Below are 23,606 nucleotides of genomic sequence, written 5' to 3'. Positions count from 1 at the left end.
GGGCCGGGAGACGACCTGTACGCGGTGGGCGTGGTGCTCTACCGGCTGCTCACGGGCCGCTTCCCCTTCCGGCCCGCCGAGCACGGGGGCGAGGACGTGGAGGCGGTGCTGCACCAGCCGCCCCTGCCTCCGCACCTCGTCAACCCGAACGTGCCGCGGGCGGTGGAAGAGGTGTGCCTGCGGCTGCTGGCCAAGACGCCCGAGGCGCGCTACCCGGGCGCGGTGGCACTGCACGCGGCGCTGGAGGAGTTGAGGGCCCGCACGGACGTGGACTGGAAGCAGGTGCTGCACCCGGAGCGGCGGCGCCCGGTGAGGCCCTGGGTGCGCTGGGGCCGGCTGTTGGCGGCGGTGGGCGTGGGGTTGGCCGTGGTGGTGGGGGCCTGGTGGCTCGGCTCCAGCCAGGAAGTGGCGCCGGCGAGGCCAGCGCCGGAACCTGTGCGGGCCGTGGCCGCGCCTCTGCCCGAGGCGCCTCCGCCCCCGGCCGCCGCCCCGCCGTTGGCGCCCCGAAAGGACAGTGCTCCCGTGAAGCAGCCGCCGCAGACAACCCCAGGCCCCCAGCTCGAAGCCGCCCCGAAGCGCCGGGGCACCGCCATGCGCAACGCGTGTCTCGGCCTCACCGGCGCCGCCTTGCAGGCCTGCGTGGGGGCCGCGCAGCAGGTGCCCTCCGAGCGCCCCGCTCCGCCTCCCCAGGCCTGCCCCGCCGGGGCCGTGGAGACCATGACGGCCACACTCGGCTTCCGCCTGGGAGAGATAACGAGCGTGCAGTGGAGCGACGTGCGCGGCAGGTACGTGCGCGTGGACGAAGACACTCCTGTCTACCTGGCGGCCATCTGGAACGCGGGAGCCGATCGCCATGGCTATGGAGGACGCTTCGCGCTGCCGGACAACACCCGGCTCTCCGGGCGGCTCTACGTCAAGGAGGGGCGGGTGTACGGCCGCTTCACCGAGGCGCGCACGCCCCTCGGGGTGACCTACCCGGTGTGTCTGGAGCTGCTGGACACGGACGACAAGGTGGGCCTCGAGATCGAGCCCGGCAGCCCGCCGGGCAAGATGATGGTGGACCCCGTTGCGCAGGTGCGGGTGGTGGACCGCTTCAAGTAGGGGCGTCCGCGAGGTGGGACGGCAGTGGGCCGGACATGACCGGGCAGGAGGTATGGTAGAGCCCCACTCCCGCGGTCCTGTCCACGTTCTCGGGAGACCCCCGCCCATGCCCATGCTGTCCTCCGCTGCCCTGTTGCGACTCGTGTTGCTCGCTGCCCCCCTGGACGCCTCGGCACTGTCCGCGCCACCTGGCTGTGTGACGGGGACGAGCCACCTGGAGCTGACGGAAGACACGCACGGTGAGGCGTACGCGGTGTGCATCCACCCGGGGCTCTCCACCGGCTTCTTCTTCGACACGAAAGTGGGACGCGTGGAATTGGCCGGGCGGGAGCGTTTCCGGGTGGTGGAGGGGGAGACGGGGCTGGCGCTCGTGCCCACGCGGGCGCTCACGCAGGCAGAGCGCGTGCCCATGGCGGTCTTCTTCCAGGACGGCATGACTCCGGCCAGCGCCCGTTTCCTGCTGGTGGTGCACCCCTCCGAGGCCGCGCGGCAGGTGGAGGTGATACGCCAGCCACGCCCGCCCGCCTCCTGCGGCGAGGGTGAGCAGCAGGCACGGGCGGAAGCGCGACAGTGCCAGGAGGACAAGGCGCGCCTGGAGGCGCGGTGCAGCGGGCAGCTGGGGATGCTGGGCCTGATTGCTCAGAGACTGCTGGGTGAGGGGGGCATCGTCGATAAAAACATCACCCGCAGCGTCACCTCGCGCCCGGGCAACACGCTCACCAGCATCAAGGCACGCGGCTACCGCTCAGCCACCGCACGCCTGGAGGAAGGGCGGGAGGTGGTGCGGCTGGCGCTGGAACTGGAGTTGAAAAACAACGGGAGCACCCCCTGGATGCCCGGGGGGGCGGTGCTGCTGGGCCCACAGGGCGTGGAGTGGAAGGTGCTCGGCGTGTGGCAGCAGGAGCCCATGACCCCGGGGGCTCGGCGCACCGTCGGGGTGGAACTGGAAATGACGGTGGAGGAGGCGCGCGGCACCTTCACCCTGAAGCTGTGGAGCGAGGACGCGAGCGGTGGGGGTGAGCTCTTCGACGGCGTGATCTTCCCGTAGCGAGGCGGGGGGCCCACCTGTCGACATCCCAGGTGCTTTCGGGGAGGCGAACGCCCCGAGCCGCGCCATACTGCCCACCGCCATGAATGCCCAGGACCTCCTCGCCCGACTCCAGGACGCCTCTACCGACGGTCCGTTGGATCGCCTCGCCGCGCTCGTCGTGGAGCACGAGCTCTCCCAACCCCTCGAGACCCTCGTGCCGCCCGCCCTCATGGCGCGCGCGCTGAGGGCCGCCCTCGAGGGCTGGCTCGCCTCCAACACCGCCGACCGCGAGCTCGCCTCGGCGCTCGACCACCTCCAGCGCCAGCTCACCCAGGACCCGCGCACCGTGCGCGAGGCCGTGCCCCCCGAGCTCCCCAAGATGCTGGCGGAGCTGGCCTCCCGCCACTACTCGCCGGACCGGGCGCTGGTGCTCTCCGTGCTGGACCGTCCGCCCGTCCGCACACTGGCGCGCGCGCTGCTCTTCAACGTGCTCGTCGAGTTCAGCCGCAAGGTGAGCGCCCCCGTGACGGAGAACCGCATCGCCAAGGGCTTCTCTGGCCTCGCGAAGTTCGCCGCCGAGCAGGCCAAGAGCTCGGGCGGAACACTGGGTGGCATCGCGGGCGCGCTCTCCGATGAGATCGAGCGCCAGGTGGAGAAGCGTGCCCGCGACTTCGCCGACTCGGCGCTCTCCGGCCTCTTCCAGCAGCTCGCGGATGCGCTCACCGACCCCACCCGGGCCTCCGAGCAGGCCGAGATGCGCGTGGCCCTCCTGGACGGAGTGCTGGGCCTGCCGCTGGCGAAGCTCGGACGCGAGCTGTCCCGAGCGGACGTCCCCGGCGGCGCGGCGGTGGTGCGCAAGGCCCTCACCCAGTGGCTCTCCACGCGGGACGCCACCGCGGAGTTGGAGCACCTGCTCACCCGCATCATGGAGCGCGACGGCAAGCGGCCGATGCGCGAGTTGCTCGAGCCCCTCGGCCTGCTCGACACCTTCCAGGACCTGGGCCGCGAGTCCCTGCGCAGGCGCCTGGCGCCCGTGGTGGCCTCCGAGCCCTTCGCGCGCTGGCTCGAAGAACTGATGAAGTAGAGGAGACACCACCATGGCACTCGAAGATGACTTCCGTTCCGCGCAGGAGCACGTGAAGACGCTCAAGACGCGCCCCTCCAACGACACGCTGTTGGAGCTGTATTCGCTCTTCAAGCAGGCCACCGAGGGCGACGTGCAGGGCAAGCGCCCGGGGATGCTGGACCTCAAGGGGCGCGCCAAGTACGACGCCTGGGCCGGCCGCAAGGGGCTGGGCCGGGAAGCGGCCATGCAGCAATACGTGGCGCTCGTGGAGCGGCTGCTGCGCGGTTGAGGCGCCCAGAGGTAGTCTGCACCGTGATGAGCACGCCCTCCCTCCCCCATGAGCCATCCCTGCGGCCCGAGGACCTGTGGCCGCGGATCGTCTCCACGACCCGGCACGCACTGGCCACCGGTGCCCTGCAGCCGATCGCCACCGAGTGCCAGACCCTCGAGGAGCGGGGAATCCCCTTCCAGGTGCGGGTGCTCGGCCGGGCGCACCTCAAGGACGAGCGGGCCAGGCGCGAGAAGCCCCGCGCGGTGCCCTTCGATCCCTTCGAGAACCCGGATCCGGACCTCATCGTGGGCGGGCTCTCCCCCACGCACCTGTGCCTGCTCAACAAGTTCAACGTCGTCGAGCACCACCTGCTCATCGTCACGCGCGCCTTCGAGGAGCAGGAGTCCCTGCTCACGGCCGCGGACTTCGAGGCGCTCGCGCTCTGCATGGACGGGCTGGACGGGCTGGGCTTCTACAACTCCGGCGAGGTGGCCGGGGCCAGCCAGCCCCACAAGCACCTCCAGCTCATCCCCCCGCTCGGTCCCGAGGGCCTGCGGGTCCCCATGGAGAAGGTGCTGCCCGGGGCCCCGGGGTTCGCCCACGCGGTGACGCGGCTCGGGCCGTGGGAGTCCTCTCCCGCCCGGGACGGGGCGCGGATGCTCGCGGCCTATCAGTCCCTGATGAAGGAGCTGGGAATCGGCCACCCGCTGCCTCCGTACAACCTGCTCACCACGCGGGACTGGATGCTGCTGGTGCCTCGCGCGCGGGCCGAGTCCCACGGCATCAACGTCAACGCCATGGGCTTCGCCGGCTCGCTGCTCGTCAAGAACCAGGAGCAGCTCCAGAAGCTCCAGGAGCTGGGACCCCTGGAGCTGCTGCGGCAGGTGGCCCCCGAGTCCCGCCCCGGCTGAACCCTCCCGGAGGGCTCAGGCCTCCGTCAGGATCCGGTGCCGGTAGAGCTCCAGCAGGATGTCCTCGTGCAGATCCGCCTGCTTCTCCTCGCGCAGGCGCGCGCGCACCGCTTCGACAGGCTCGCGGCCGGTGAACTCCACCAGGAGCGAGTAGGCCACCCCGGGCAGCGCGACGGCGTCGTACTCGCTGTAGGCCCCCAGCGCCACACTGCCATCCGCGAGCCACTTCACCGTGGCCTCGGGGTTGAGCTTGAGCACCTTGGGCAGCGCGGGCGCCACCGCGTCCCGCAGGCTCTTCTCCAGCACCTTCAGCTCGATGACCCCATCCAGGCCCATGATCTTCTCCACCTGCTCCGGCGTCAGGGCGCGGATGGTGTCGTAGCAGGCCCGGTAGAACTCCTGCTCGCGGCCCGCCCACTGGCGCCACAGCGCGGCGTACTCCTTCTCCGGCAGCGGCTTGTCGTCCAGGTCCTCGAGCGTCGGCGTCTCCGCCAGGTCCGGCTTGTCCTTGCCGGCGAGGATGTACTCGGGCAGCAGCTGGAGCACGGCGTAGCGCGAGAGCTGGATCTCCGCGAGCGCCAGGTACGTCTTGAACGTCATCCACAGCTTCCGCCCGTCCGCGCCCGCCACGTACTTGCAGAAGAACGTGGAGCACACGGCCTCGCGGAAGGGCCAGATGGTGCACCCGCCCTGCTGCTCCTCGAAGTACGGGCAGCGCATGGAGGCCGCCCGGCCGAAGAACTGCCGCGAGTTGCGGTACAGCAGGTTGTAGCGCGCCGACGGGCGGACCCACTGCGGCGTCACGCCCACGTGGCTGGCGATCTTCTCCCCCACCCGCCGCCGTCCCTCGCCCAGCTCCTCGCGCGTGTCGGACAGGAGCGCGCCCACCAGGTAGTTGGGCAGCTTGGGGTAGTAGGTGCAGCACTTGGTGTCCGGCCGGAACAGCCGGCTCACCCCGTCCACGGACTCGACGGTCCCCTGCGCGGAGGACGGGCACATGGCGCACGAGGAGCACGTGGCCTTCTCCTCGTTGGGAATCTCCGCGCGGAAGAAGCCGGGCAGGAGATCGCGGTAGAGGACCGGCAGGCTGTCGAGCATCTGGGGCATGGGCGGGGGGCTCCTGCGTCGGAGGGCGGTGGGGCTCAGGACAGGATGCGGATGATGATCATCACGCACAGCGCGAACATGCACAGCGTCCCGATGCCGAAGCTCATCGAGCGCCACGGCTGCATGGCCTTGACGTAGGCGACGCTGTACACCACCCGGGCGGCGGTATAGGCGATGAAGCAGATCCGCAGGCCGAGCACCGGCACGCCCGCCAGCACGGCGATGAGCCCGAGGATGAGGAAGCCCGGGATGTTCTCCAGGTCATTGCGGTGGGCGCGCAGCACGCGCTCCACGTCGGGGTGCTCGGTGGCCGTGACCTGGGCGCCGAACCGGGCCGCGTCCTCGGGGTTCATCGCCACCTTCAGCCGGGAGCGCGTCATGGCGGTGTAGATGCCCACGGCGAACATCTTGATGACGAGGATGACGGCGCACAGGGCGTAGAGACGGAAGCCCGGGAACGCCAGCACCAGGTTGGAGGTCATCTGCGGGAAGAAATCGTTCATGGCGGGGGCCATCTACCAGCAGTGGGCGCGTTTGGACAGCGGGCGCGCCCCACGTGTAGCGTGCGCGCACCATGCTCACCCTCCTCCTCGTCGTCCTCGCGGCGCAGCCCACGGCCGCGCCCACCCCAGCCCCCGCCATGGATCCGGCGTACGTGGCCTACACCACGGAACTGGAGCAAGGCATCCACGCGGGTGACGGCTCCATCCTGGACGCGCGCGTCGACGTGGATCGGCTCCTCGAGCGCGCCACGCGCGGCACCTCCACCCCCAAGGCCTTCCACGACGGCTTCTCCAAGGGCGTGCGCCGCTCGGGCCTGCAGCTGGGCAAGCAGCTCGTCGCCACGCGCGAGGATGACTCCAGCTTCCGCCTGCTGCGCCTGCGCATGGAGGGCGGCGCCCCTCACGCCCTCTACCGCGTCATGACCAGCCAGAGCGGCGTCAACTACCTGGACCTGGAGCTGGCCAGGAACGCCGAGGGCCAGGTCGTCATCGTCGACTTCTACCCCTACATCACCGGCGAGCCCTTCAGCGAGACCCTGCGCCGCATGTACCTCCAGGCCGCCAAGGAGGCCGGCTACAACCTCGTGGACAAGCTGATGGGCAAGGAGCAGGACTTCCTCAAGAACGCCCCCAAGCTCCAGGAGATGCAGCGCCAGGTGCAGGAGAAGCAGTACGCCGAGGTGGTGAAGACGTTCGACGCGCTGCCCGAGTCCCTGCGCAAGAACAAGCCCTTCCTCCTGCTGCGCCTCAGCGCCGCCGCCCAGCTCGACGAGGCCCAGTACCAGAAGTCCATCCAGGACTTCGAGCAGGCCTACCCCAACGATCCCAGCCTGGACCTCATCTCCATCGACGGCCACATGATGCGCAAGGACTACGCCACGGTGATGAAGATGATCGACCGGTTGGATCAGCGGGTGAAGGACCCCTACCTCCAGTACCTGCGCGGCAGCGTGATGCTGGACAAGGGGGACCGCAAGGCGGCCCTGGGCCACTTCAAGGCCGCCATCGCCGGCGAGCCCACCCTCACCCTGGCCCACTGGGTGCTCATCGGCCTGTCGCTCCAGGACAAGCAGTTCAAGGACACCGCCCGCTACCTGGACGGCATCGAGCGCGACACGAGCGTGGAGATTGGCGACCTGACGGCCCTCGAGGAGTACGCGGGCTTCGTCAAGTCCCCCGAATACAAGGCCTGGAAGAAGAAGCGGGCGTCCCGGATGGAGGCCGCACCAGCAGTACCTTGACGGCGGGGCCCGGCTTGTGAAAGTTGCCGGGCTTCATGCCAGTCCTCAGTGGTGCAGTGACCTTCTCGCGCTTCCGGTCCGAGCCGGCCGGAAACGCTCCTTCCGACAAGAAACGCTGGCTCTCCAAGGGCTTGAAGTCCGGGGCCTTCGAGCCCATCGACCTCAAGAAGACCGAGGACGAGCGGGCCGCGGGCTTCGTGGAGCTGGAGAACCATGACTCCGTGGAGTTCTCCACCGGCGCCATCCTGTACGGCGACTACGCGCTGTTCGGCTTCCGGGTGGACACCGTCAAGGTGCCCGCCGCGGTGCTGAAGGCCGAGCTGGACAAGTGGGCCACCGCCTTCGAGAAGCAGAACGGCCGCCAGCCCACCCGTGGCGAGAAGGCGGAGAACCGCGCCTCCCTCCGCCACATGCTGCGCCAGCGCGCCGTGCCCTCCACCAAGGTGCACGACGTGAGCTGGAACCTGCAGACGCAGCAGGTGCAGATCTGGGCCGCCTCGCGCAAGCAGGTGGAGGAGATCCTCCTGGCGCTCGAGCAGGCCTTCGAGGTGAAGCTCCAGCCGCTGGTGCCCGCCGCCATGGCCGCGCGCTCCGGCATCAAGGACGAGGAGCTCGTCCCCACGCCGGAGCTGATCGGCATGGAGATTTCCCACAACGAGATTCCCAGCAGCGAGGTGGCCCATGGGGAGGCGTGAGCAGGCGAGAATCGAAGCGGCCTTCATGCGCGGTGACACCGGCGTCGACGGTGGAGCCACCGAGGAGGAGACGCGGGACGAAGCGGAGATCGAACGTGACAAGGCGCGCGAGCAGCTGCTGCGCGGCCGGGCCTACCTGGGCCGCGAGTTCCTCACCTGGCTGCTGTGGCGCTCGGAGTCGGGGGATGCGCTGGTGGACTTCGAGGGCACGGGCCTCGTCGTCCTCTACACGGGCCGCTGCACCCTGCGTGGCGTCAACGGCGACGTCACCGAGCTGATGGCCCGGGGCGCGCTCGCGCCCTACTCGGAGCAGGTGAAGCACTCCATGGACCGCGGCCTGCTGGTGCACCAGGCCCGCTGGCGCCTCACCCACGGCGAGAAGGTGTACGAGGTGACGCTGGACGCCGAGTTCCTCGACATCCGCGCCGCGAAGCTGCCGGAGCTGATGGCCGAGGAGGAGGATGACCGGCTGCTGGAGCGGCTCTACCTCACCGAGCAGCTCTCCAAGATGGTGGACGCGTTGGTGCAGGCCTTCCTCGAGGTGCGCGCCAGCCGCAACTGGAGCAAGAAGGCCGTCCCCGCCATGAAGCGCTGGATGAAGGGCGAGGACGAGGCCCCCCGGGCCACCAAGGTGCAGCTGGCTCGCGCCGCGCGCGGCTGAGCGGACACCCCGGCCCGTCCCCCCTCACCGCGGGACGGGCCCCACCCCCCTTGAATGTCAGACAGCCGACGCGCCCCGCCCGTCTGTCCGTCTCCGCACGCTTCATCCCCCCGGCAACAGGCCGGTTCCCAAGAAAAACCGTCATCCTGGATCCGGGTTTGACGTCGGCGGCAATTTCGTCCTGGGCAGCCCGCGAGAGCGGAACAACCCCGTGGGCCAGACAAGCCCATGCACGGCAGGACGCAGTCAGGACGTGCCCACCACGTGACTTGGGGAGGCGTCTACGTGGGCAACGACCGGGGCATGCTCAACGAGCGGGAGAGCACCGCGCGCGCCTGTGCGCTCTCCTCCAGCGCCGAGGCCGCGCGCGAGGCGTGCCCGCCGCTCGTCTATGTCGGGACCTACGACAACTGCCGGCTGGACTGCGGCCGCTGCGGCTGAGCCTGCGTGGAAGGGGGAGCGGGCCCGTGGGTCCGCTCCCCTGCTCTTCTCAGCGCTTCCGGGTGGCGGCGAATTCAGCGACGAAATCGAGGAACTTCTTGATGGCCGCTGCATGATCTCCGCCGAGTTCCCGGAGATACTTCTTCACCCAACCATCCTCTGGCCATTCCCGTTTGACGTCGCGCAGCCAGACGATGAAGTCCTGGAACTCCCGGTCGGGAAGACCGTTGTACTGGAGGGCCATGGAGCTGCCCTCGATGAAGGCACGCATGGCGTGGGCATTCACCGAGCCCAGGAACATTTCCAATATCGCTCCTTCGTTCACCTGTTCCCGGATGAACAGCAGCAAGTCCACGGTGGAGACAGCACGTCCCTCCCAATCCCTGGGTGTCTGAAGCTTGCTCATCTTGTCAGCATCTCCTCGGTAACCTGCTCAATGAGAGCCTCACCGCGCAGCACGACGTGCTTGAGGTATTCGGCTCGGGACATTCCCGCTGGGCCAGTGAACGCATCATAAAACCTACCTTCGTACTCCACCAAGAAATGCCTGTTGTTGTCGGACATCAAAGTCCGGCTTTGCCATGACAAAAAATCACCCTGGGTGCTGGAAATGCGAAGGTACTGAGGGGTGCCTCCCAGGAATTTGAAGCCTTGGGAGATGTCTTTGGCCACTCGGCCGCAGGAACCCGCCACCCTGTTGGCCAGGCCGAAGGCCGATTGAAGTGCCGCCAGGGCGGGCGGAACCGTGTCGCGATTCGTGGCGAGCTGCCACATGGAGATGGCCCCGGCGATGTCCCCCCGGGCCATGGCCGCCAGCATCTTGAGGCGCACCGTATCCGGAACCACCGCAAGCACCGAGGCCACCACGACGTCCGGTGTGCCCCCTGACAGCGGCGCTTGCGCCGACGCCCACGGTGCCAGCAAGCAACACACGACCAGCAGCACCCGGCAGTGGCTCGAACGCATGGAGCCGGAGACTACTGAATGCGCCAGTGGATGTCCCCACGGGAAGCCCTCCTGGCCGGGGCCTTTGGAGGAAGAGGCGAAAGCGCCTAGTCTCCACGCCGGACGCATGCGCCTGGTGACGATGGGGGCCCCGATGATCTGTTTGGTCTGTGCCGAGCTTCGCGACGGGGAGAGCCGGGACACCTGTCCGGACTGCGGCGCCCTATTGGAGCCCGTGACACGGGAGCACGTGGACAGGCTCGTCCAGGAGAAGCTGAAGCGGCGGATCTCCGACTGGCAGGCCACGCGGCTGGTGGAACCGGCCACCGCGACCCGGCTCACCGAGTCCCTCTCCGTCACCACCGTCGTGAGCGCCGCCATCGCCGTGCCGCTGCTCGAGGACGCGAGCACGCTGGAGCAGAAGGCGGACGCGCTCGCCGGGAAGCTCGAGGAGCTCGAGGATTGGCGCCCCACCTGGGGCCAGGCCTTCTTCCAGGCGCTGGAGAACGCGGCCCGCGAGGAGCGCGAGCGCGAGGCCACTCCCCGTCCGCACCACGAGGAGGAGGGCATCGGCCTCGCGTCGGAGTCGGGACAGGCGCTCTTCCAGCGCGCGGACGCGGGCGCGCTCGGCGGCGGGCTGGATGCGATGGTGGCGCTCGACGACGCCGCGAGCGGCGCGGCCCCCAAGCTGCACGAGTACGTGTGGTGGTTCCTCGGCGCGGTGCTGGTGCTCGGCGGATCCCTCATGGGCGTGCGCGAGGCCTGGCGCGCGCTCGGCGGCGTGCCCCGGCAGCTGCTCGTCACGGGTGCCCTCTTCGCCTACCACTCGGCCTTCGTCGGACTCGGGGTGCTCCTCGCCCGGCGCTCGGCCTCGGCCGGACGGGTGCTCGCGAGCATCGGCATCGCCCTGCTGCCCGTCGTCTTCGTCGCGCTGTCCTCCCTGGTGGGCCTGTCCCCGGTGATGGGCGGGCCCGCCTCGGCCGGAGTCGCCGCGCTCACCCTGCTCACCCTGAGGCCCACGGGACGCCTGCTGTACGGCGCTTCCCCCGTGTCGCTCGGGGTGGCGCTGCTCCCCTCGCTGCTGGCGGGACTGCCGTTGATGGGGCTGGACGAGGCGCCCTGGGCCCGCACGCTCTGCGCCTTCGCCGGTGTGGCGGCCTTCGGGGCCTCGGCGTGGCGGGCCCGGCGGGAGCAGCCCCGGGCAGGACTCTCCCTCCTGACCACGAGCCTCTATGGCGCGGCCGCCCTCGCCGTCTTCGCCGTCGCCAGCGCGCCTTCCGGTTTCGACGCCCTCTTCCCGGGGAGCCCGCTCTTCGCCGGCATGACGCTCTGGGCGATGGCGCTCGCCGCGGTGGCCGCGGGCGTGGCGAGTCAGCCCTCCGCGCGCGAGGCCCATCCCCAGGCGGCCCCCGTGGTGGAGACCCTCGCGCACGCGGTGCTGGCCAGTGGAGCCCTCGCCGCGGCGCTCGCGGCCTTCTCCGTGCAGCCTGGCGTGGAGCCCTGGGTGGACCTCGCCTCGGCCCTCACGCCCATGGGGGCGGCGCTGACCTTCTTCCTGTTCGAGCCCCGGCGGCGCGCGCTCGCCCACCCGGCCGTGCTCACACTGGCCCTGGCCGGCGTCCTCCTGGCCCGCTTGATGATGCCCCTCGAGCCCCGCTGGTGGATGGTGGGCATCGCCGCCGTGGGCGCGGGTCTGCTGCCCATGGGCCGGCTGAACGCCCAGCACAGTCTCGGCTTCTGGCTGCTCGGCTGGGGCGTGGTGCTCTCCCTGGCGGCGTTGCCGCTGACCTCGTACGGCGTCACGGGTTGGGGCTCGGACACGGCATGGCCGGCGGTGACCGCGGGCGCGCTGGTGGCCGTGGCCGCGCACCTCACCGGTGGGTACCGCGCGCGGGCCCTGCACTACCTGGGAGCGGTGGCCGCCATCTTCGGAGCCTTCGCCACCATCGACGCCACCGGCGTGGAGGCGAGGGACTGGGCGCAGCTGTCCGTGCTCACCGGGGCGGCGGCGCTCTACGGCGTGGCCGGGCTCCTCCAGGCGGCGTGGATGCGCCGGAGCGGGAAGAGCAACGAGCTCCTGCCCCTGGATGACCTCTCGCTCGCCCTGGCCTCCGTGGGGGTGCTGCTCGCCCTTCCCGGAGTACAGGCCGGTGCCGGCGAAGTGGCCACGAGCCTCCCGACGCTCGTCATCGGCTGCATGCCGCTCGTCCTCGCCTCGGTGCTCCTGCTGCTGCGCGTGAGACGGGAGCGGAGCCGGCTCATCAGCACCCTGGCCGCGTGGGGCCTCGCGCTCTCGGCCGTGCTGTTCGTCCAGGGGCTGCGCCCCACGGACTTCGCCGGCCGGGCCCTGCTGCTCGCGGGACTGACGCTCGGCTTCTCCGCCATCGCGTCGCTGCGTGGACGCGCATCCGAAACTCCTGAGCCCGCCCCGCGAGGCAGGCGGCTGCTCGGGTGGATCCGCCTGCCCTTCCCCGAGTCGGGCCGCCCCCTCTACACCGATGGCTTCGCCGCCGTGTCCTCCGTGGGCGGGGTGTGCACCCTCGTCCTCCTGTCGAACTGGATGCAGTTCCCGGTGGAGTCCGAGCGCCCCACGCTGGTGCTCGCGGGAGCGCTGCTCACGGGGAGCGCGGCGCTCGCCTTCCTCTCGCGAGGCTTCGTCACGTGGCACCTGCGAGGCTCGGTGGGCATGCTCGCCGTCGCGGGCCTCTTCATCGCCTTCACGGCGGTGCTCAACCGCGCGGGACGTCCCCTGCCGCCCGACGTGAGCGCCTTCCGCCTCCCGTTCATCGGCATGGGCCTCTGGCTGCTGGCGCTCGCCACGCGGCGTTTCGGGCCGTGGCTCGGGCGCCTCCTGGAGAACGAGCGCCACGGCCGCGTCTACCACCTCGTCCCGCACGCCGGAGTGGCCGCGCTGGCCGTGGTGCTCTCGGTGGGTGCGTGGAGCGCCGGTGGGCCCCTGCTCTCCCGCGCGTTGACGGTGGTGCCTCCGCTCATGCCGCTGGGCGCCGGACTCCTGGCGATGCTGCTCGCCTTCTCCTTCCGGGCTCCGGCGCTCGCCAACCTGGGACTGCTCCTGGCACTGCCGGGGGCCGCGCTGTGGGCCGTCCATCGCGCCGTGCTCGGACATGAACTGGTGGCCACGTTGCCTCCGGGGAGTCAGTGGGTTCGCGCCGAGTACCTGGAGGCCGCCCGGAGCACGCACTGGCTCGCATCCGAGGCATGGCTGGCCTCCGGCGAGACGGTGGAGCAGCTCTGGTACCGGGCCTTCCTGGGCCTCGCCGCCGCGGGGCTCGCGTATGCCGGCGCGGGGCTGGCGCTCACCCTGTTGGGAGTCCGCGTCCGCCTCGTGCAGCACCTCCTGTTCGGGGAGTCCGGCTCCGACTCCTTCGGCCCTCGGCTCATGCGGGCGCTGCACGGCTGGTCGGGCACCGCCGCGGGGCTCGTCTTCGCGGCGGCGTTCTTCCAGCCCGGGCTGGAGGCGGCCGTGCTCATCCTCGGCGCCGGGCTGCTGCTGCTCGCGAGCCGGGCGCGGCCCCAGGGACGGCTGGTGCCAGGGCTGGGCCTGCTCCTGGTCATCCACGCCGTGGCGCATCTCGAGCCCACCGTGGGCGCATGGCCGGGCCCCGTGCTCGCCCTGGTGGGGCTGGGCGTGGTGGCGCTGAGCCCGTGGGTGGCCCGAAGGCTGGGGCGTGACGAGGGCCAGGCGCGTGCGCGGGCCCAACTGGGTGCCCTCTTCTATGCGCTCAACGCGACGGTGTACGCGCTGGCCAGTGGAGGCAGGACGGATCCGCTGATGGCCGTTCCCCGGCTCCTGCTCTCGGACGTGTACGGCCTGGGTGGAGACTGGATGCGGTCCGTGTCCCTCCCCCTCACCCTGGCGATCCTGGCCACCACGCTGTACATCGGCGCGGCCCAGTGGAAGGGCGCGCTGGCGCGGCTGGGCGCGGGCTGGGCCACGGCGCTGGCGGGGCTCGCCGCGCTGACGGGCCTCTCGGTGGCGCTCGACACACGCAGCCTCGCGCCGCACCTTCCGGCCCTGGCGCTCTGCGTGGCGGCGGTGGCGGCGCTCGCGCACATGGCCAACCGGCGGCTGCGTGAAGGACGCGAGGACCTGGCCCGGGGGCTCGCCTGGGGCCGGGACCTGTGGCTCATCGCCATGGGTGGGCTGCTCGCGCTGGTGGCAGCGCAGGGGAGCACACCGGACGAGCGGGTGCTCCCGCTGGCGGGCTCGGCCATCGCGCTGGCGGTGGGGGTGTCGCTGCACGCCGCGTGGCGCGAGCGGACGGGCCGGCACGTGTACTTCGTGCAGGTGGCGGTGGTGGGCGTGTACGCGCTCGTGAGGGCGCTCCATGCCCGGGACCTGCGCCCCGAGCACGATGCGCTCTTCGCCCTGGCGCTGGGCTTCGTGCTGGTGGGGGTGACGGTGCTGGCGCGGCGGGCGGGGGTGGCACCGGTGGAGCGGGCGACCCGCCGGTTCGCGGCGCTGCTGCCGGTGGGCATGGCGCTGGTGCTCCCCAGCGAGGCCACGCGGGAGGCCGCGCTGCTGGCGGGTGGCTCGGGCCTCCTGTACGCGGCGCTGGGAGCGGTGGAGCGCAGCCGGCTGTTCGGCTCGCTGGCGGCCACGGCCTGCAACGCGGCGCTGCTCATCGCCGCGCTCTCCCTGGACATGGAGGGCATCGAAATCTACCTGGCGCCGCTCGGCCTGCTGCTGTTGATGCTGGGCCAGCTCTTCACGGGCAGCCTGCCGCGCGCGGCGAGGAACGCGGTGCGCATCCTGGGCGGCATGCTGCTGTACGTGCCCGCGGCGGCGAAGGTGGCGCTGCAGATCGGCCAGGCGGCGGACGGCACCTATGCCTTCGTGTTCGGCGCGGCCTGCCTGCTGGGCGTGGCGGCCGGCATGGCGCTGCACATCCGCGCCTACCTGGCCCTGGGGACGCTGTTCCTCACGCTGGACGTGGCGGCCACGCTGGTGCACGCCGGGTTGAGGGACCATCGCATCGGCTTCGTGGTGATGACGCTCACCGGCCTCTCCATCGTGGGCGGCCGGGTCTTCGCCACGCTGCGCCGTCAGGAACTCGACCGGTGGCTCCGGGGAATGCGCGTCGCGCTCCGGGGTTGGGACTAAGGTGAAGCGGATGTTTCCCGAGCGCTACGTCCACCTGGAGCAGGCCCGCCGTCAGTTCGGAAACCGCGTGGAGCGCCTCGGCGCCATGCTCGGCGAGGGAGATCCCCTGGCCGACGAGGCCGCCGCGGTCCTCTCCACGCTCCCGCCCCCTCGGCGCCAGGAGATGCTGCGCCAGCTGACGGCGGGGGTCCTTCCCTCTTCCGCACCGGAGCCGCTGCTCCGTCTCTCCGAGCACATCCACCATGTCCCCTTCTGGGTGGACGAGGCGCGCTGTGACCGGGGCGGCACGGCCTTCCTGCGCACGGGCATCTTCGGCGGCTTCGTGCTCGCGTTCCGCTCGCTCGTGATGGGCTACTGCTCGCCCGCGGGCAACAAGCCGCTCGCCTTCTCGGGCCGGCTCAAGACGGCGGCCCCGCGCCGGCTCTCCGAGACGAGCCACTTCGTGGAGGCGGTGTGCCTGCCAGGAGGAATGCGGCCGGGCGCGCAGGGCTTCGCGGCGGCGGTGCGGGTGCGGCTGATGCACGCCCAGGTGCGGCGCCTGCTCGAGGGCTCGCCCCGGTGGAACGCGCGGGCCTGGGGCACGCCCATCAACCAGCTCGACATGGCGGGCACGGTGATGCTCTTCAGCCTCGAGGTGGTGGATGGGCTGCGGCGCCTCGGGGTGGAGCTGACGCCAGACGAGGTGGAGGAGCTGCTGCACCTGTGGCGCTACACCGGCTACGTGCTCGGCGTGCGCGAGGAGCTGCTCCCCGCCACTGAGGCCGAGGCCCGTACGCTCTGGGGGTTGATCACCCGCACGCAGGAGCTCCCGGACGAGGACGCGAGGGCCCTGGCCGACGCGCTCCTGCAGAGCCCCCTGCTGCAAGCGCACACCCCGGAGGAGCGCTCGCGAGCGGAGCGGGCCGTGGAGATCGGCTACGCCATCTCACGCCGCCTCATCGGAGACACGTACGCGGACGCGCTCGGCTACCCGCGAAATGCCTGGGGCCTGGTGGTGCCGCTGCTGCGGGTGGTGGTGTCGAACACCCACTCGGTGCTGCGGCGGGTGCCGGGGGTGGACATGCTGGCGCTGAACGCCGGGATGGCCTACTGGCGCAACGCCGTGTCCATGGGGCTGGCCGGGACCGACGCCACCTACGACATGCCCGAGCACCTACCGGGGTGAGAAGTCCCCGAGGACGACGCGGGAGCGGCCCTCCATGGGGAGCTCCTGCTCCTCCACGTGGGGGAAGCCGAGCTCGCGCGCCAGGTCCGCCAGGTACCGCCGCCACGGGTTGTACGGCATGCTGTTGTCCGAGCAGCACGGCACCACGGCGAAGGGCAGCCGGTGCTTCGCCGCGTACTCGATGATGATGCGCGTGGCGCCGTCCGGGTGCATGCCCACGAGCAGGTCGCACTCGCAGGGCTCCTCCAGGGTGAACATGCGCTGCTCGTAGCGGACGGGCAGGTGCTTGTGGCGCAGGTCGAAGGTGGTGACCGTGCGGCCCAATCTGGACAGGGCCTCGTTGAGCCGGCCCTGCCCGCCCGCGATGTCATAGATGCGCGGAGCGGGGAAGCGCTCGGTGAGGAACTGGGCGAAGAGGTCGAAGCGACGCTTGTCGGCCATGACCCCTCTCTACACCAGGTTCGGCGTCCTTGATTCCCGCAGGAGGGCCTCCCCCCGGGTGGAGGCCACTCGGGCAGCGTGCAACCGGGCCCGGCCCGCTCAGGAGAACAGCTCGAGCAGGTCCTCGCGGGTGATGGCCGTGGCGCCCGCGGCCTCGCTCAGGGCCGCCTCGAAGAGGGCGCGCTTCTTCTCCTGGAGCCCCAGGATGCGCTCCTCCACCGTGCCCTGCGACACCAGCCGGTACACCATCACCGGACGCTCCTGGCCGATGCGGTGGGCCCGGTCCGCCGCCTGCGCCTCGGCCGCCGGGTTCCACCACGGGTCCATGAGGAACACGTGGTCCGCCGCGGTGAGGTTCAAGCCCGTACCACCGGCCTTGAGCGACATGAGCAGCACCGGCGCGCCCTCGGGCGTCTGGAAGCGCGCGGTGATGTCCCCGCGGTTCGTCGTCGTGCCGTCCAGGCGATCGAAGCCGATCCCCGCCGACTCGAGGTGCGGCTCGATGAGATCCAACAGCGAGGTCCACTGCGAGAACACGAGCGCCTTGTGCCCATCCGACACCGCGGTGCCGAGCGCCTCCACGAGCGTCTGCACCTTCGAGGACGAGCTGGCCTGCTGGCCCGGGACGAGCGCCGGATGACAGGCCGCCTGACGCAGCCGGAGCAGGGCCTCCAGGGCCTTCAGCACGCTGCCGCCCTCGTTGAGCAGGGCGACCACCTCCGCGCGCGTGGCCGCCATCACCGCGTCGTAGACGGAGCGCTCCTTCTCATCCAACGACACGTGCATCACGGACTCGGTGCGCGGCGGCAGCTCGGGCGCCACGTCCCGCTTGAGCCTGCGCAGCACGAAGGGCCGGATGCGCTTGCGCAGCGACTGCGCCGCCTCGGCGCTCCCATCCGAGATGGGCCGGGCCACCTTGTCCTCGAACTGCCGGCGCCCCCCGAGCAGGCCCGGGTTGGTGAAGTGCATCAGGCTCCACAGCTCCTCCAGCCGGTTCTCCAGCGGCGTACCGCTGAGCGCCAGCCGGAACTGGGCCTGGAGCCCGAAGGCCGCACGCGCCACCTGGCTCTCCGGGTTCTTGATGGCCTGCGCCTCGTCCAGCACGACGGCGTCCCAGGTGCGCCCGCCGAGCACCGCCGCGTCCAGGCGGAGGATGGCGTACGTGGTGAGGGTGACATCGGCGGCCTCGTCCAGGGCGCGGCCGGGGCCGTGGTACACGCACACCTTGAGCGACGGACGGAAACGCTTCAGCTCCGCGGCCCAGTTGGGCAGCACGCTGGTGGGGCACACGACGAGCGTGCGAGGCCCCAGCACGCAGATGGTCTGGAGCGTCTTTCCGAGGCCCATGTCGTCGGCGAGGATGCCGCCGAGCCCGGCGCTCTTGAGGAAGCCGAGCCAGCTCACGCCCTGCTGCTGGTAGTGGCGCAGCGTGGCGGTGAGGTCCTCCGGCAGCGTGGGCGCGGGGAGCTTCTCGAAGCCCTCGACCAGCGGCGCCAGCCTGTCGAGCCCCGGCGGAGGCGGCTGCTCGAGCGTCTCGCACAGCGCGCTCAGCTCGGGCAGGGCGTGGTTGGAGACCTTGCCATCCGCCTGACGCGCGGCCAGGAGGTCCGCGACGCGCTGCCCATTCTTGTCCAACCAGGCGCGGGGCAGCGGCGCCCAGCCACCGCCCTCCAGGGGCACGAGCCCCAGGCCCTCGTTCCACGCGCGGATGACCGCCGCCGCGTCCACGGTGTGCGTCGGGCCCTTGTCCCCTTCCACCTGGAACTCGAGCGTGAAGCGCACGTCGGGAATCCCGGCCGCGGTGGCGCCGGACCGCACCTCGAGCTTCGGGCGGAGCCGGACGTTCGGGCTCACGATGCCCGCCGCGTCGCCGGAGAGGTCTCCGCGCCAGCGGCGGATCTTGTCCGCGAAGCGCACCATCTCCTGGCCCTGCACCGTCAGCCGCCGGCCGGGCACCAGGTTCAGCTCGTCCCGGAGCGAATGGAGGAGCCGCTGCTCGACCGCCTCGTCGCGCAGGGGTACGGCGCCGCGCAGGTACACCATGCGGCCGTTGTCGATCCGCACCGACGGCGGCGCCCCGTAGACGAGCGTGGGCAGCACGGACAGCCCGGACTCGAGCTGATTGAGCTCCAGCAGGATGCGCGGCTTCAGGTCACGGTCGATGGAGGGCAGGCGCTTGCTGCGGACCTCGACCGGCATGCGGCGGCCCAGCTCCGGGAGCACCTTGGAGGTGATCTCCCCCATCTGCTCGGGCGCGAAGGTGCGGACCACCGGGAGGTTCTGGAGCCACGGTCCCGTCATCGCCGTCTCACCCATGCGTGCCAGGGCGTCTCCGAGCAGCGCGACGCCCGGGCTCACCACGTCGACGACACGGGGATCCTTCGCCACCGTCACCACCAACTGCCCGCCCCGGTCCTCGACCACGGCCCGCGGAAGGACGACCTCCTCCGAGACGGCCACGGGCCGCCCGTCGAGCAGCACGTTGCGCGCGGACTGGAGCACCTGGAGCAGCGCGTCCAGCCGCTCGGGAGGGAGCGCGCCGCGGATGCGTTTCTCCAGGAGCCGATCCGCGAGGAGATCCGACTGCTCCACCTGGAGGGTGGCGGCCTTCGCGGGCCTGGCCATCAGGGAGGCGAGGCTGTCCTCGAGGGGCTCCTCCTTCCCCTCCGGGTGCGCGAGCGTGCGGTGGAGCTCCAGCCCGCCGGAGACCCGGGTGAAGTGGTAGACGACGCGGGTCCACTTCTTCGCGACCGTCTCCAGCGGGGTGTCCTGCTTCTCCGCCTGCTGGACGAAGATGGCCGCCGCCACCACGTGCTCGCACGGGTCCACGCGGCCGGGGCAGTCACACTCCCAGACGGCGTCATTCGGATAGAGGGTGACCGTGAGGGCGACCGGGCGGCCCGGCGCCTTGACCCTCAGCTCCAGCTCGGTGGGCTTCTGGGACTGGAGCGAGACGGCCCCGTTACGGGAGAGGGTCACCCCGGTGGTCCAGATACCGGGGCGGGCTTCCTTTCGAACGGCTTCGAGCAGTTGGGCGGTCGCGGACATGGGAGATGGGACTCCCTACGCTCCGAGGCGGCGCCGCGCAACGCCGATGTGCCCGGCGAGGTACCTGGGAAACAAGAGCACGCCCTCAGCGGCCCTGGAGGGAGTCGCGCGGCGCGGCCTCGGACGCCAGCGACTGCTGGAGCGTGCGCGGGCACGAGACCTCACGGCAGTGCGTACCTGCCACGAAGGTAGCTGCTCACCGCGCCGAGCTCGCTGTCCGACAAGGCCCGGTCATACGCGATGATCTCCGCGATATCTCCCTCCAGGAAGTACTGCCCGAACCAGGCCCCCACCTGGTTGAGGTCCCACGTCGCCGAGCTCGTGGAGGCATGGGTGGACTTCAGCACGCCATCGCGGAAGACCTTCCAGGCCGAGCCGTCATAGCGCACCGCGAGCGTGTGGTAGACGCGGTTGCTGCCCACCGTGGAGGTGTAGACGCCGGGGGTGACCAGCAGCACCTGGCTGCCATTCTCGAAGCGCAGTTGATGGTTGGCCGAGCTGCCGGCCGGCCCCAGAATCATGTGGAAGGATTCAGTGCTCTTGTTGTTCCTGGCCACCACGAACACCGTGGGGCGGCTCAACTGCATCAGGCTGCTGAAGACGAGCGACTGGGCCCCGGCGAAACGGAGCACGGGCTTGCCGTTGAGGGCCGGGTTGATGAGGTAGGGCTGGCGCGCCGCGTCCGACATGGTGGCGTCGCGCCGGTTGCCGCTGTGGTCCGTCCAGGCGGACACACGCCCCCCACTGGACGTCACCCCCGCGGACCCGCTCAGCCAGAGCTTGAGTCCCGTGGCGGAAATGGGGAACACGTTGACCTGGAAGGTGCCGCACGCCGCGCCATAGCCATCCACTGACAACTCCAGCCTCTGGCCGGCGCTGACGGTCACCGTCACCGAGGATTGCAGCGTGCCATTGGAGTCGTCGTTGCAGCCGAGCGTCGCGCCCGTCGCCGCGTTGGAGATCTGCAGCACCGTGTCATACGAGGCGCCCACCGTGCTGAACGTGAAGGTGCCGGAGTACGGCGCCGTCCACGCGTAGATGCGCTCCGGAGCGGAGGAGTTGCTCACGCAACCCGGACTCCGGGTGTTGGCCGCTCCGCACGTGCTCGCCGAGACGACCTTCGCCCCCAGCGCCGAGCCGAGATCGCCGGAGAGCTGACACGCCTCGGTGTAGCTCTGGGAGATCGTCTTGCTGGGCGTGGGGCCGCACACGTCACGGCCCGTGCTGCTGAGGACCACGGGCCAGGCCCTCACCTCGAGGGTGTGCGAGCCGCAAGGAATCCCCTGCTGACTGAAGTGCCAACTGCCCTCCCGGTTGTCGACGGGCTCCTCGGGCGTACGATCCGCATAGGCGTACCGGACGCCATCGAGGTAGTACTCCAGGAACACCGCGTTGGCGGGGTACACCACCTTCCAGTTCCCCATGCCAATCACCTCTCCCTGGTACGAGGAGAGGGCCGAAAAGGTGAGGCTGGAGACGCTCGCCCCGGAGCACATCGCGGACTGCCGGGTGCCCACTTCCAGCTCCTCGGGCGGAGCCTCCTCGCTCTCGGGAACACCACAGGCGAGCAGCATCAGCCCGGAAAGCAGGGCGCACAGGGGCGTGCGAATCAGGGCTCGTCGCATCGGGCATTCCTCCAGGCTCGGACGTCCAGTCCCACTGCAATATTACTGAATCCTCCTCTTTGTGAATTTGAGAATCAAGGAATATCGGCTCAGCCGGACTTGATGAGATTCCCCGGGCCCTGGCCCTCAGCGGCTCTGGATGGAGTCGCGCAGCGCGGAGATGAGCGTCTCGTAGCGCAGGGGTTTGCCGAGCACGCGCCGGACGCCCAGGGAGCGGGCGGCCTCGGTGGCCAGCGAGTTCACCTGCCCCGTCACCACCAGCACCGGCGAGCCCGGCCGGAGCTCCCGGGCCGTGCGCACCACGTCCAGCCCGTGCCCTCCGGGCAGCACCACGTCCGTGATGACGGCATCGAAGGGCTCGCTGCGCAGACGCCGGACGGCCTCGTCCGGCTCGCACAGGCCCACCGTGGCGTAGCCGTCCATGGACAGGAGATCACACAGCGCGCCCATGGCCACGGGCTCGCCCTCCACCACCAGGATGCGCCTCACGGCGCTCGCGGCGCTCATCGCCCGACCCACGGTTGGGGCCACCCCCGCGAGGTGATGGCCTGGAAGACCTCGTCCTCCTTGGCGTCGTGGCTGCCGTCCACGAAGGTGACGAGGAAGTGCGCGGCGCGCTCGAGCACGTCCATGACGCGCTCGATGTGGCGGTGTTCATTCACGAGGATATCGATGGCGTCCATGCTCAGACCGTCCGGGAGAAGCGGGGCCGCTCGGCCCGGCGCAGGTAGGCGTCGAACACCATCGCCACGTTGCGCACGAACAGCCGCCCCAGGGGGGTTACCTCGAGCTGGCTCCCCTCCCGCCTGACCAGCCCATCGTCTTCCAGCGGCCGCAGCCGCTCCAATTCCAGCGCGAAGCCGCTCGTGCCGTGCTCGCCCAGGTCCACCCAGAAGTTGCACATGAGCTGGGTGATGATGGCGCGGCGGCGCCGATCGTCCTCGGTGAGCTGGATGCCGCGCTCGGTGGCGAAGCGGCCCTCGCGCACGCGCTCGTAGTAGTACGGCAGGGCGCGGACGTTCTGCGCGTAGGCCCCGCCCACGTCACTGATGCCGGTGGAGCCGAGCGCCACCACGTCCCGCGCGGCCTTCACCGTGTAGCCCTGGAAGTTGCGCCCGAGGGCGCGCCGCTGCTGGGCCAGGGCCAGCTCGTCCTCGGGGACGGCGAAGTGGTCCATGCCGATGGGCAGGTAGCCCGCGTCCACGAAGGCGGCCCAGGCGGCGCGGAACAGCCCCTGCTTGGTGTGCGCGTCGGGCAGGGCCTCGGCCGGCATGCGCTTCTGGTGCTTGAGCACGTCCGGGATGAAGGCGAACGAGTACACGGCGAGCCTGTCCGGCCGCAGCTCGAGGATCTGATGGAGCGTGCGCGCCCAGCTCTCCGGGTTCTGGTACGGCAGCCCGTAGATGAGATCGAAGTTCACGCCGGAGAAGCCGAGGCCGCGCGCGTGGTCCAGCAGGGACCGCGTCCGCGAGAAGGGCTGGTGGCGGTGGGTGACCTCCTGCACCTTCGGATCGAAGTCCTGCAGCCCCATGGAGACGCGGTTGAAGCCGAGCTCCCGCAGCAGGGAGAGCTGTCCCGGCGAGGTGATGGCGGGGTGGACCTCGACGGCCACCTCGGCGTCCGGCAGCGGCGAGAGGTGGCGGGTGATGCCACTCCACAGACGCTCCAGCTGGCGCTCGTTGAGGAAGGTGGGAGTACCCCCGCCCCAGTGCACCTGGGAGAGCGTGCGGCGGCGGCCCAGCCGCTCCACCACCCGCTCCAGCTCCAGGAGGACATGGTCGATGTAGACGTCCGCCGCGCGGCGATCCTGGGAGACGACGACGTTGCACCCGCAGTACCAGCAGAGGCTGCGGCAGAACGGCAGGTGGACGTACAGGGAGAGGGGCTCGCCGGCGCCCGAGCTGCCCGCCACGTCGAGCCGCTCGGCGTAGCGCTCCGTGCCGAAGTCCTGCTTCCACTCGGGCACGGTGGGGTAGCTGGTGTAGCGGGGGCCGGCGACGTCATAGCGCCGCATCAGCTCTTCGGACGGAGTGGGGATGTGCGGGGACGAGACCATCGGTCCCCTCCCCCATTCCAAGCACCGTGCCAACGCCGCGCCCTCGGACCCCCCGTCCCGACAGGGCTTCCGGGTGCAAGGGCTGCGTCCAGGCGCAAGGGTTGCGCTCCGAACCCCCCCGGGGCCGCGCCCCCTGTCCCGGCGGTCCCAGGAAGAGCGCCCACAGCCAGCCCG

The 23,606-nt window shown here is 70.9% G+C and carries 21 protein-coding genes; 11 read left to right on the top strand and 10 right to left on the bottom strand.

Going from position 1 to position 23,606, the window contains the following annotated elements; genetic code table 11:
• The 5 genes from AC16DP_RS15755 to AC16DP_RS15735 all read left to right on the top strand — a co-directional run.
• A partial coding sequence (locus AC16DP_RS15755; protein ID WP_483956738.1) for a serine/threonine-protein kinase occupies positions 1–1,101 on the top strand: 1,101 nt, incomplete at its 5' end.
• 106 nt (positions 1,102–1,207) lie between these two features.
• Complete coding sequence (locus tag AC16DP_RS15750) at positions 1,208–2,149, top strand: DUF2381 family protein (protein ID WP_329734793.1); 942 nt, start codon at positions 1,208–1,210, stop codon at positions 2,147–2,149.
• 82 nt (positions 2,150–2,231) lie between these two features.
• Positions 2,232–3,215, top strand: coding sequence for a hypothetical protein (locus AC16DP_RS15745; RefSeq protein WP_329734792.1), 984 nt, complete (start codon positions 2,232–2,234; stop codon positions 3,213–3,215).
• Positions 3,216–3,228: 13 nt separating this feature from the next.
• Positions 3,229–3,486 (top strand): acyl-CoA-binding protein, encoded by a 258-nt coding sequence (locus tag AC16DP_RS15740; RefSeq protein ID WP_329734791.1) that lies wholly within the window; start codon positions 3,229–3,231, stop codon positions 3,484–3,486.
• A 26-nt stretch (positions 3,487–3,512) separates the two neighbouring features.
• Complete coding sequence (locus AC16DP_RS15735; protein WP_329734790.1) at positions 3,513–4,379, top strand: ATP adenylyltransferase family protein; 867 nt, start codon at positions 3,513–3,515, stop codon at positions 4,377–4,379.
• 15 nt (positions 4,380–4,394) lie between these two features.
• Here the strand turns inward: AC16DP_RS15735 and AC16DP_RS15730 are convergent, their stop codons facing one another.
• Together AC16DP_RS15730 and AC16DP_RS15725 are read right to left on the bottom strand one after the other, a co-directional pair.
• A complete protein-coding gene (locus AC16DP_RS15730) occupies positions 4,395–5,486 on the bottom strand; it encodes a hypothetical protein (RefSeq protein WP_329734789.1) in 1,092 nt (363 codons plus the stop codon).
• A 35-nt stretch (positions 5,487–5,521) separates the two neighbouring features.
• Positions 5,522–5,989 (bottom strand): MAPEG family protein, encoded by a 468-nt coding sequence (locus AC16DP_RS15725; RefSeq protein ID WP_329734788.1) that lies wholly within the window; start codon positions 5,987–5,989, stop codon positions 5,522–5,524.
• Between the two features lie 71 nt (positions 5,990–6,060).
• Here AC16DP_RS15725 and AC16DP_RS15720 point away from each other — a divergent pair, with 71 nt between their 5' ends.
• The 4 genes from AC16DP_RS15720 to AC16DP_RS15705 all read left to right on the top strand — a co-directional run bounded on the left by AC16DP_RS15720 (position 6,061) and on the right by AC16DP_RS15705 (position 9,027).
• Positions 6,061–7,230: a tetratricopeptide repeat protein gene (locus tag AC16DP_RS15720; RefSeq protein WP_329734787.1), complete on the top strand. Its 1,170-nt coding sequence runs from the start codon at positions 6,061–6,063 to the stop codon at positions 7,228–7,230.
• Positions 7,231–7,265: 35 nt separating this feature from the next.
• On the top strand, positions 7,266–7,925 hold the full coding sequence (rdgC, locus tag AC16DP_RS15715) for a recombination-associated protein RdgC (protein WP_329734786.1): 660 nt from the start codon (positions 7,266–7,268) through the stop codon (positions 7,923–7,925).
• Positions 7,912–8,586, top strand: coding sequence for a hypothetical protein (locus tag AC16DP_RS15710; RefSeq protein ID WP_329734785.1), 675 nt, complete (start codon positions 7,912–7,914; stop codon positions 8,584–8,586). Before rdgC ends, AC16DP_RS15710 begins: the two co-directional genes overlap by 14 nt.
• 264 nt (positions 8,587–8,850) lie before the next feature.
• A complete protein-coding gene (locus tag AC16DP_RS15705; protein WP_329734784.1) occupies positions 8,851–9,027 on the top strand; it encodes a hypothetical protein in 177 nt (58 codons plus the stop codon).
• 49 nt (positions 9,028–9,076) lie between these two features.
• Here the strand turns inward: AC16DP_RS15705 and AC16DP_RS15700 are convergent, their stop codons facing one another.
• On the bottom strand, positions 9,077–9,382 hold the full coding sequence (locus AC16DP_RS15700) for a hypothetical protein (RefSeq protein WP_483956737.1): 306 nt from the start codon (positions 9,380–9,382) through the stop codon (positions 9,077–9,079).
• A gap of 47 nt (positions 9,383–9,429) precedes the next feature.
• Complete coding sequence (locus AC16DP_RS15695; RefSeq protein WP_329734782.1) at positions 9,430–9,993, bottom strand: hypothetical protein; 564 nt, start codon at positions 9,991–9,993, stop codon at positions 9,430–9,432.
• A gap of 214 nt (positions 9,994–10,207) precedes the next feature.
• Here AC16DP_RS15695 and AC16DP_RS15690 point away from each other — a divergent pair, with 214 nt between their 5' ends.
• Together AC16DP_RS15690 and AC16DP_RS15685 are read left to right on the top strand one after the other, a co-directional pair.
• Positions 10,208–15,097 carry a hypothetical protein gene (locus tag AC16DP_RS15690; RefSeq protein WP_329734781.1) on the top strand — a complete coding sequence of 1,630 codons (4,890 nt, stop codon included), beginning with the start codon at positions 10,208–10,210 and terminating at the stop codon, positions 15,095–15,097.
• Positions 15,098–15,107: 10 nt separating this feature from the next.
• Complete coding sequence (locus AC16DP_RS15685) at positions 15,108–16,262, top strand: oxygenase MpaB family protein (protein ID WP_329734812.1); 1,155 nt, start codon at positions 15,108–15,110, stop codon at positions 16,260–16,262.
• On the opposite strand, the gene AC16DP_RS15680 is transcribed toward AC16DP_RS15685, so the two are convergent.
• The 6 genes from AC16DP_RS15680 to hemN all read right to left on the bottom strand — a co-directional run bounded on the left by AC16DP_RS15680 (position 16,251) and on the right by hemN (position 23,432).
• Positions 16,251–16,703 carry a class I SAM-dependent methyltransferase gene (locus tag AC16DP_RS15680; protein ID WP_047856301.1) on the bottom strand — a complete coding sequence of 151 codons (453 nt, stop codon included), beginning with the start codon at positions 16,701–16,703 and terminating at the stop codon, positions 16,251–16,253. The genes AC16DP_RS15685 and AC16DP_RS15680 overlap by 12 nt on opposite strands.
• Positions 16,704–16,802: 99 nt before the next feature.
• Positions 16,803–19,751, bottom strand: a complete 2,949-nt coding sequence (locus AC16DP_RS15675) for a DEAD/DEAH box helicase (protein ID WP_329734780.1) — start codon at positions 19,749–19,751, stop codon at positions 16,803–16,805.
• A 161-nt stretch (positions 19,752–19,912) separates the two neighbouring features.
• On the bottom strand, positions 19,913–21,376 hold the full coding sequence (locus AC16DP_RS15670) for a LamG-like jellyroll fold domain-containing protein (protein WP_329734779.1): 1,464 nt from the start codon (positions 21,374–21,376) through the stop codon (positions 19,913–19,915).
• A 126-nt stretch (positions 21,377–21,502) separates the two neighbouring features.
• Entirely contained in the window at positions 21,503–21,883 is a 381-nt protein-coding gene (locus AC16DP_RS15665; RefSeq protein WP_329734778.1) for a response regulator, read from the bottom strand.
• Positions 21,880–22,059: a hypothetical protein gene (locus AC16DP_RS15660; RefSeq protein ID WP_329734777.1), complete on the bottom strand. Its 180-nt coding sequence runs from the start codon at positions 22,057–22,059 to the stop codon at positions 21,880–21,882. The genes AC16DP_RS15665 and AC16DP_RS15660 overlap by 4 nt, the downstream gene beginning before the upstream one ends.
• A gap of 2 nt (positions 22,060–22,061) precedes the next feature.
• Positions 22,062–23,432 (bottom strand): oxygen-independent coproporphyrinogen III oxidase, encoded by a 1,371-nt coding sequence (gene hemN / locus AC16DP_RS15655; RefSeq protein WP_329734776.1) that lies wholly within the window; start codon positions 23,430–23,432, stop codon positions 22,062–22,064.
• Between the last annotated feature and the right edge of the window lie 174 nt (positions 23,433–23,606).

The sequence above is a fragment of the Archangium sp. genome (assembly GCF_057119385.1).
The sequence above is the reverse complement of the archived record's forward strand: the minus strand, read 5'-3'. Positions and strand labels throughout refer to the sequence as shown.

Bases quoted from the DNA above. Each gene is read 5' to 3' on its own strand.
- AC16DP_RS15680 (WP_047856301.1), bottom strand. From the start codon at position 16,703: ATGGCCGACAAGCGTCGCTTCGACCTCTTCGCCCAGTTCCTCACCGAG.
- AC16DP_RS15740 (WP_329734791.1), top strand. From the start codon at position 3,229: ATGGCACTCGAAGATGACTTCCGTTCCGCGCAGGAGCACGTGAAGACG.
- AC16DP_RS15660 (WP_329734777.1), bottom strand. From the start codon at position 22,059: ATGGACGCCATCGATATCCTCGTGAATGAACACCGCCACATCGAGCGC.
- AC16DP_RS15720 (WP_329734787.1), top strand. From the start codon at position 6,061: ATGCTCACCCTCCTCCTCGTCGTCCTCGCGGCGCAGCCCACGGCCGCG.
- AC16DP_RS15750 (WP_329734793.1), top strand. From the start codon at position 1,208: ATGCCCATGCTGTCCTCCGCTGCCCTGTTGCGACTCGTGTTGCTCGCT.
- AC16DP_RS15745 (WP_329734792.1), top strand. From the start codon at position 2,232: ATGAATGCCCAGGACCTCCTCGCCCGACTCCAGGACGCCTCTACCGAC.
- AC16DP_RS15670 (WP_329734779.1), bottom strand. From the start codon at position 21,376: ATGCGACGAGCCCTGATTCGCACGCCCCTGTGCGCCCTGCTTTCCGGG.
- AC16DP_RS15730 (WP_329734789.1), bottom strand. From the start codon at position 5,486: ATGCCCCAGATGCTCGACAGCCTGCCGGTCCTCTACCGCGATCTCCTG.
- AC16DP_RS15675 (WP_329734780.1), bottom strand. From the start codon at position 19,751: ATGTCCGCGACCGCCCAACTGCTCGAAGCCGTTCGAAAGGAAGCCCGC.
- AC16DP_RS15735 (WP_329734790.1), top strand. From the start codon at position 3,513: ATGAGCACGCCCTCCCTCCCCCATGAGCCATCCCTGCGGCCCGAGGAC.
- AC16DP_RS15665 (WP_329734778.1), bottom strand. From the start codon at position 21,883: ATGAGCGCCGCGAGCGCCGTGAGGCGCATCCTGGTGGTGGAGGGCGAG.
- AC16DP_RS15725 (WP_329734788.1), bottom strand. From the start codon at position 5,989: ATGAACGATTTCTTCCCGCAGATGACCTCCAACCTGGTGCTGGCGTTC.
- rdgC (WP_329734786.1), top strand. From the start codon at position 7,266: ATGCCAGTCCTCAGTGGTGCAGTGACCTTCTCGCGCTTCCGGTCCGAG.
- AC16DP_RS15685 (WP_329734812.1), top strand. From the start codon at position 15,108: ATGTTTCCCGAGCGCTACGTCCACCTGGAGCAGGCCCGCCGTCAGTTC.
- AC16DP_RS15710 (WP_329734785.1), top strand. From the start codon at position 7,912: ATGGGGAGGCGTGAGCAGGCGAGAATCGAAGCGGCCTTCATGCGCGGT.
- hemN (WP_329734776.1), bottom strand. From the start codon at position 23,432: ATGGTCTCGTCCCCGCACATCCCCACTCCGTCCGAAGAGCTGATGCGG.
- AC16DP_RS15695 (WP_329734782.1), bottom strand. From the start codon at position 9,993: ATGCGTTCGAGCCACTGCCGGGTGCTGCTGGTCGTGTGTTGCTTGCTG.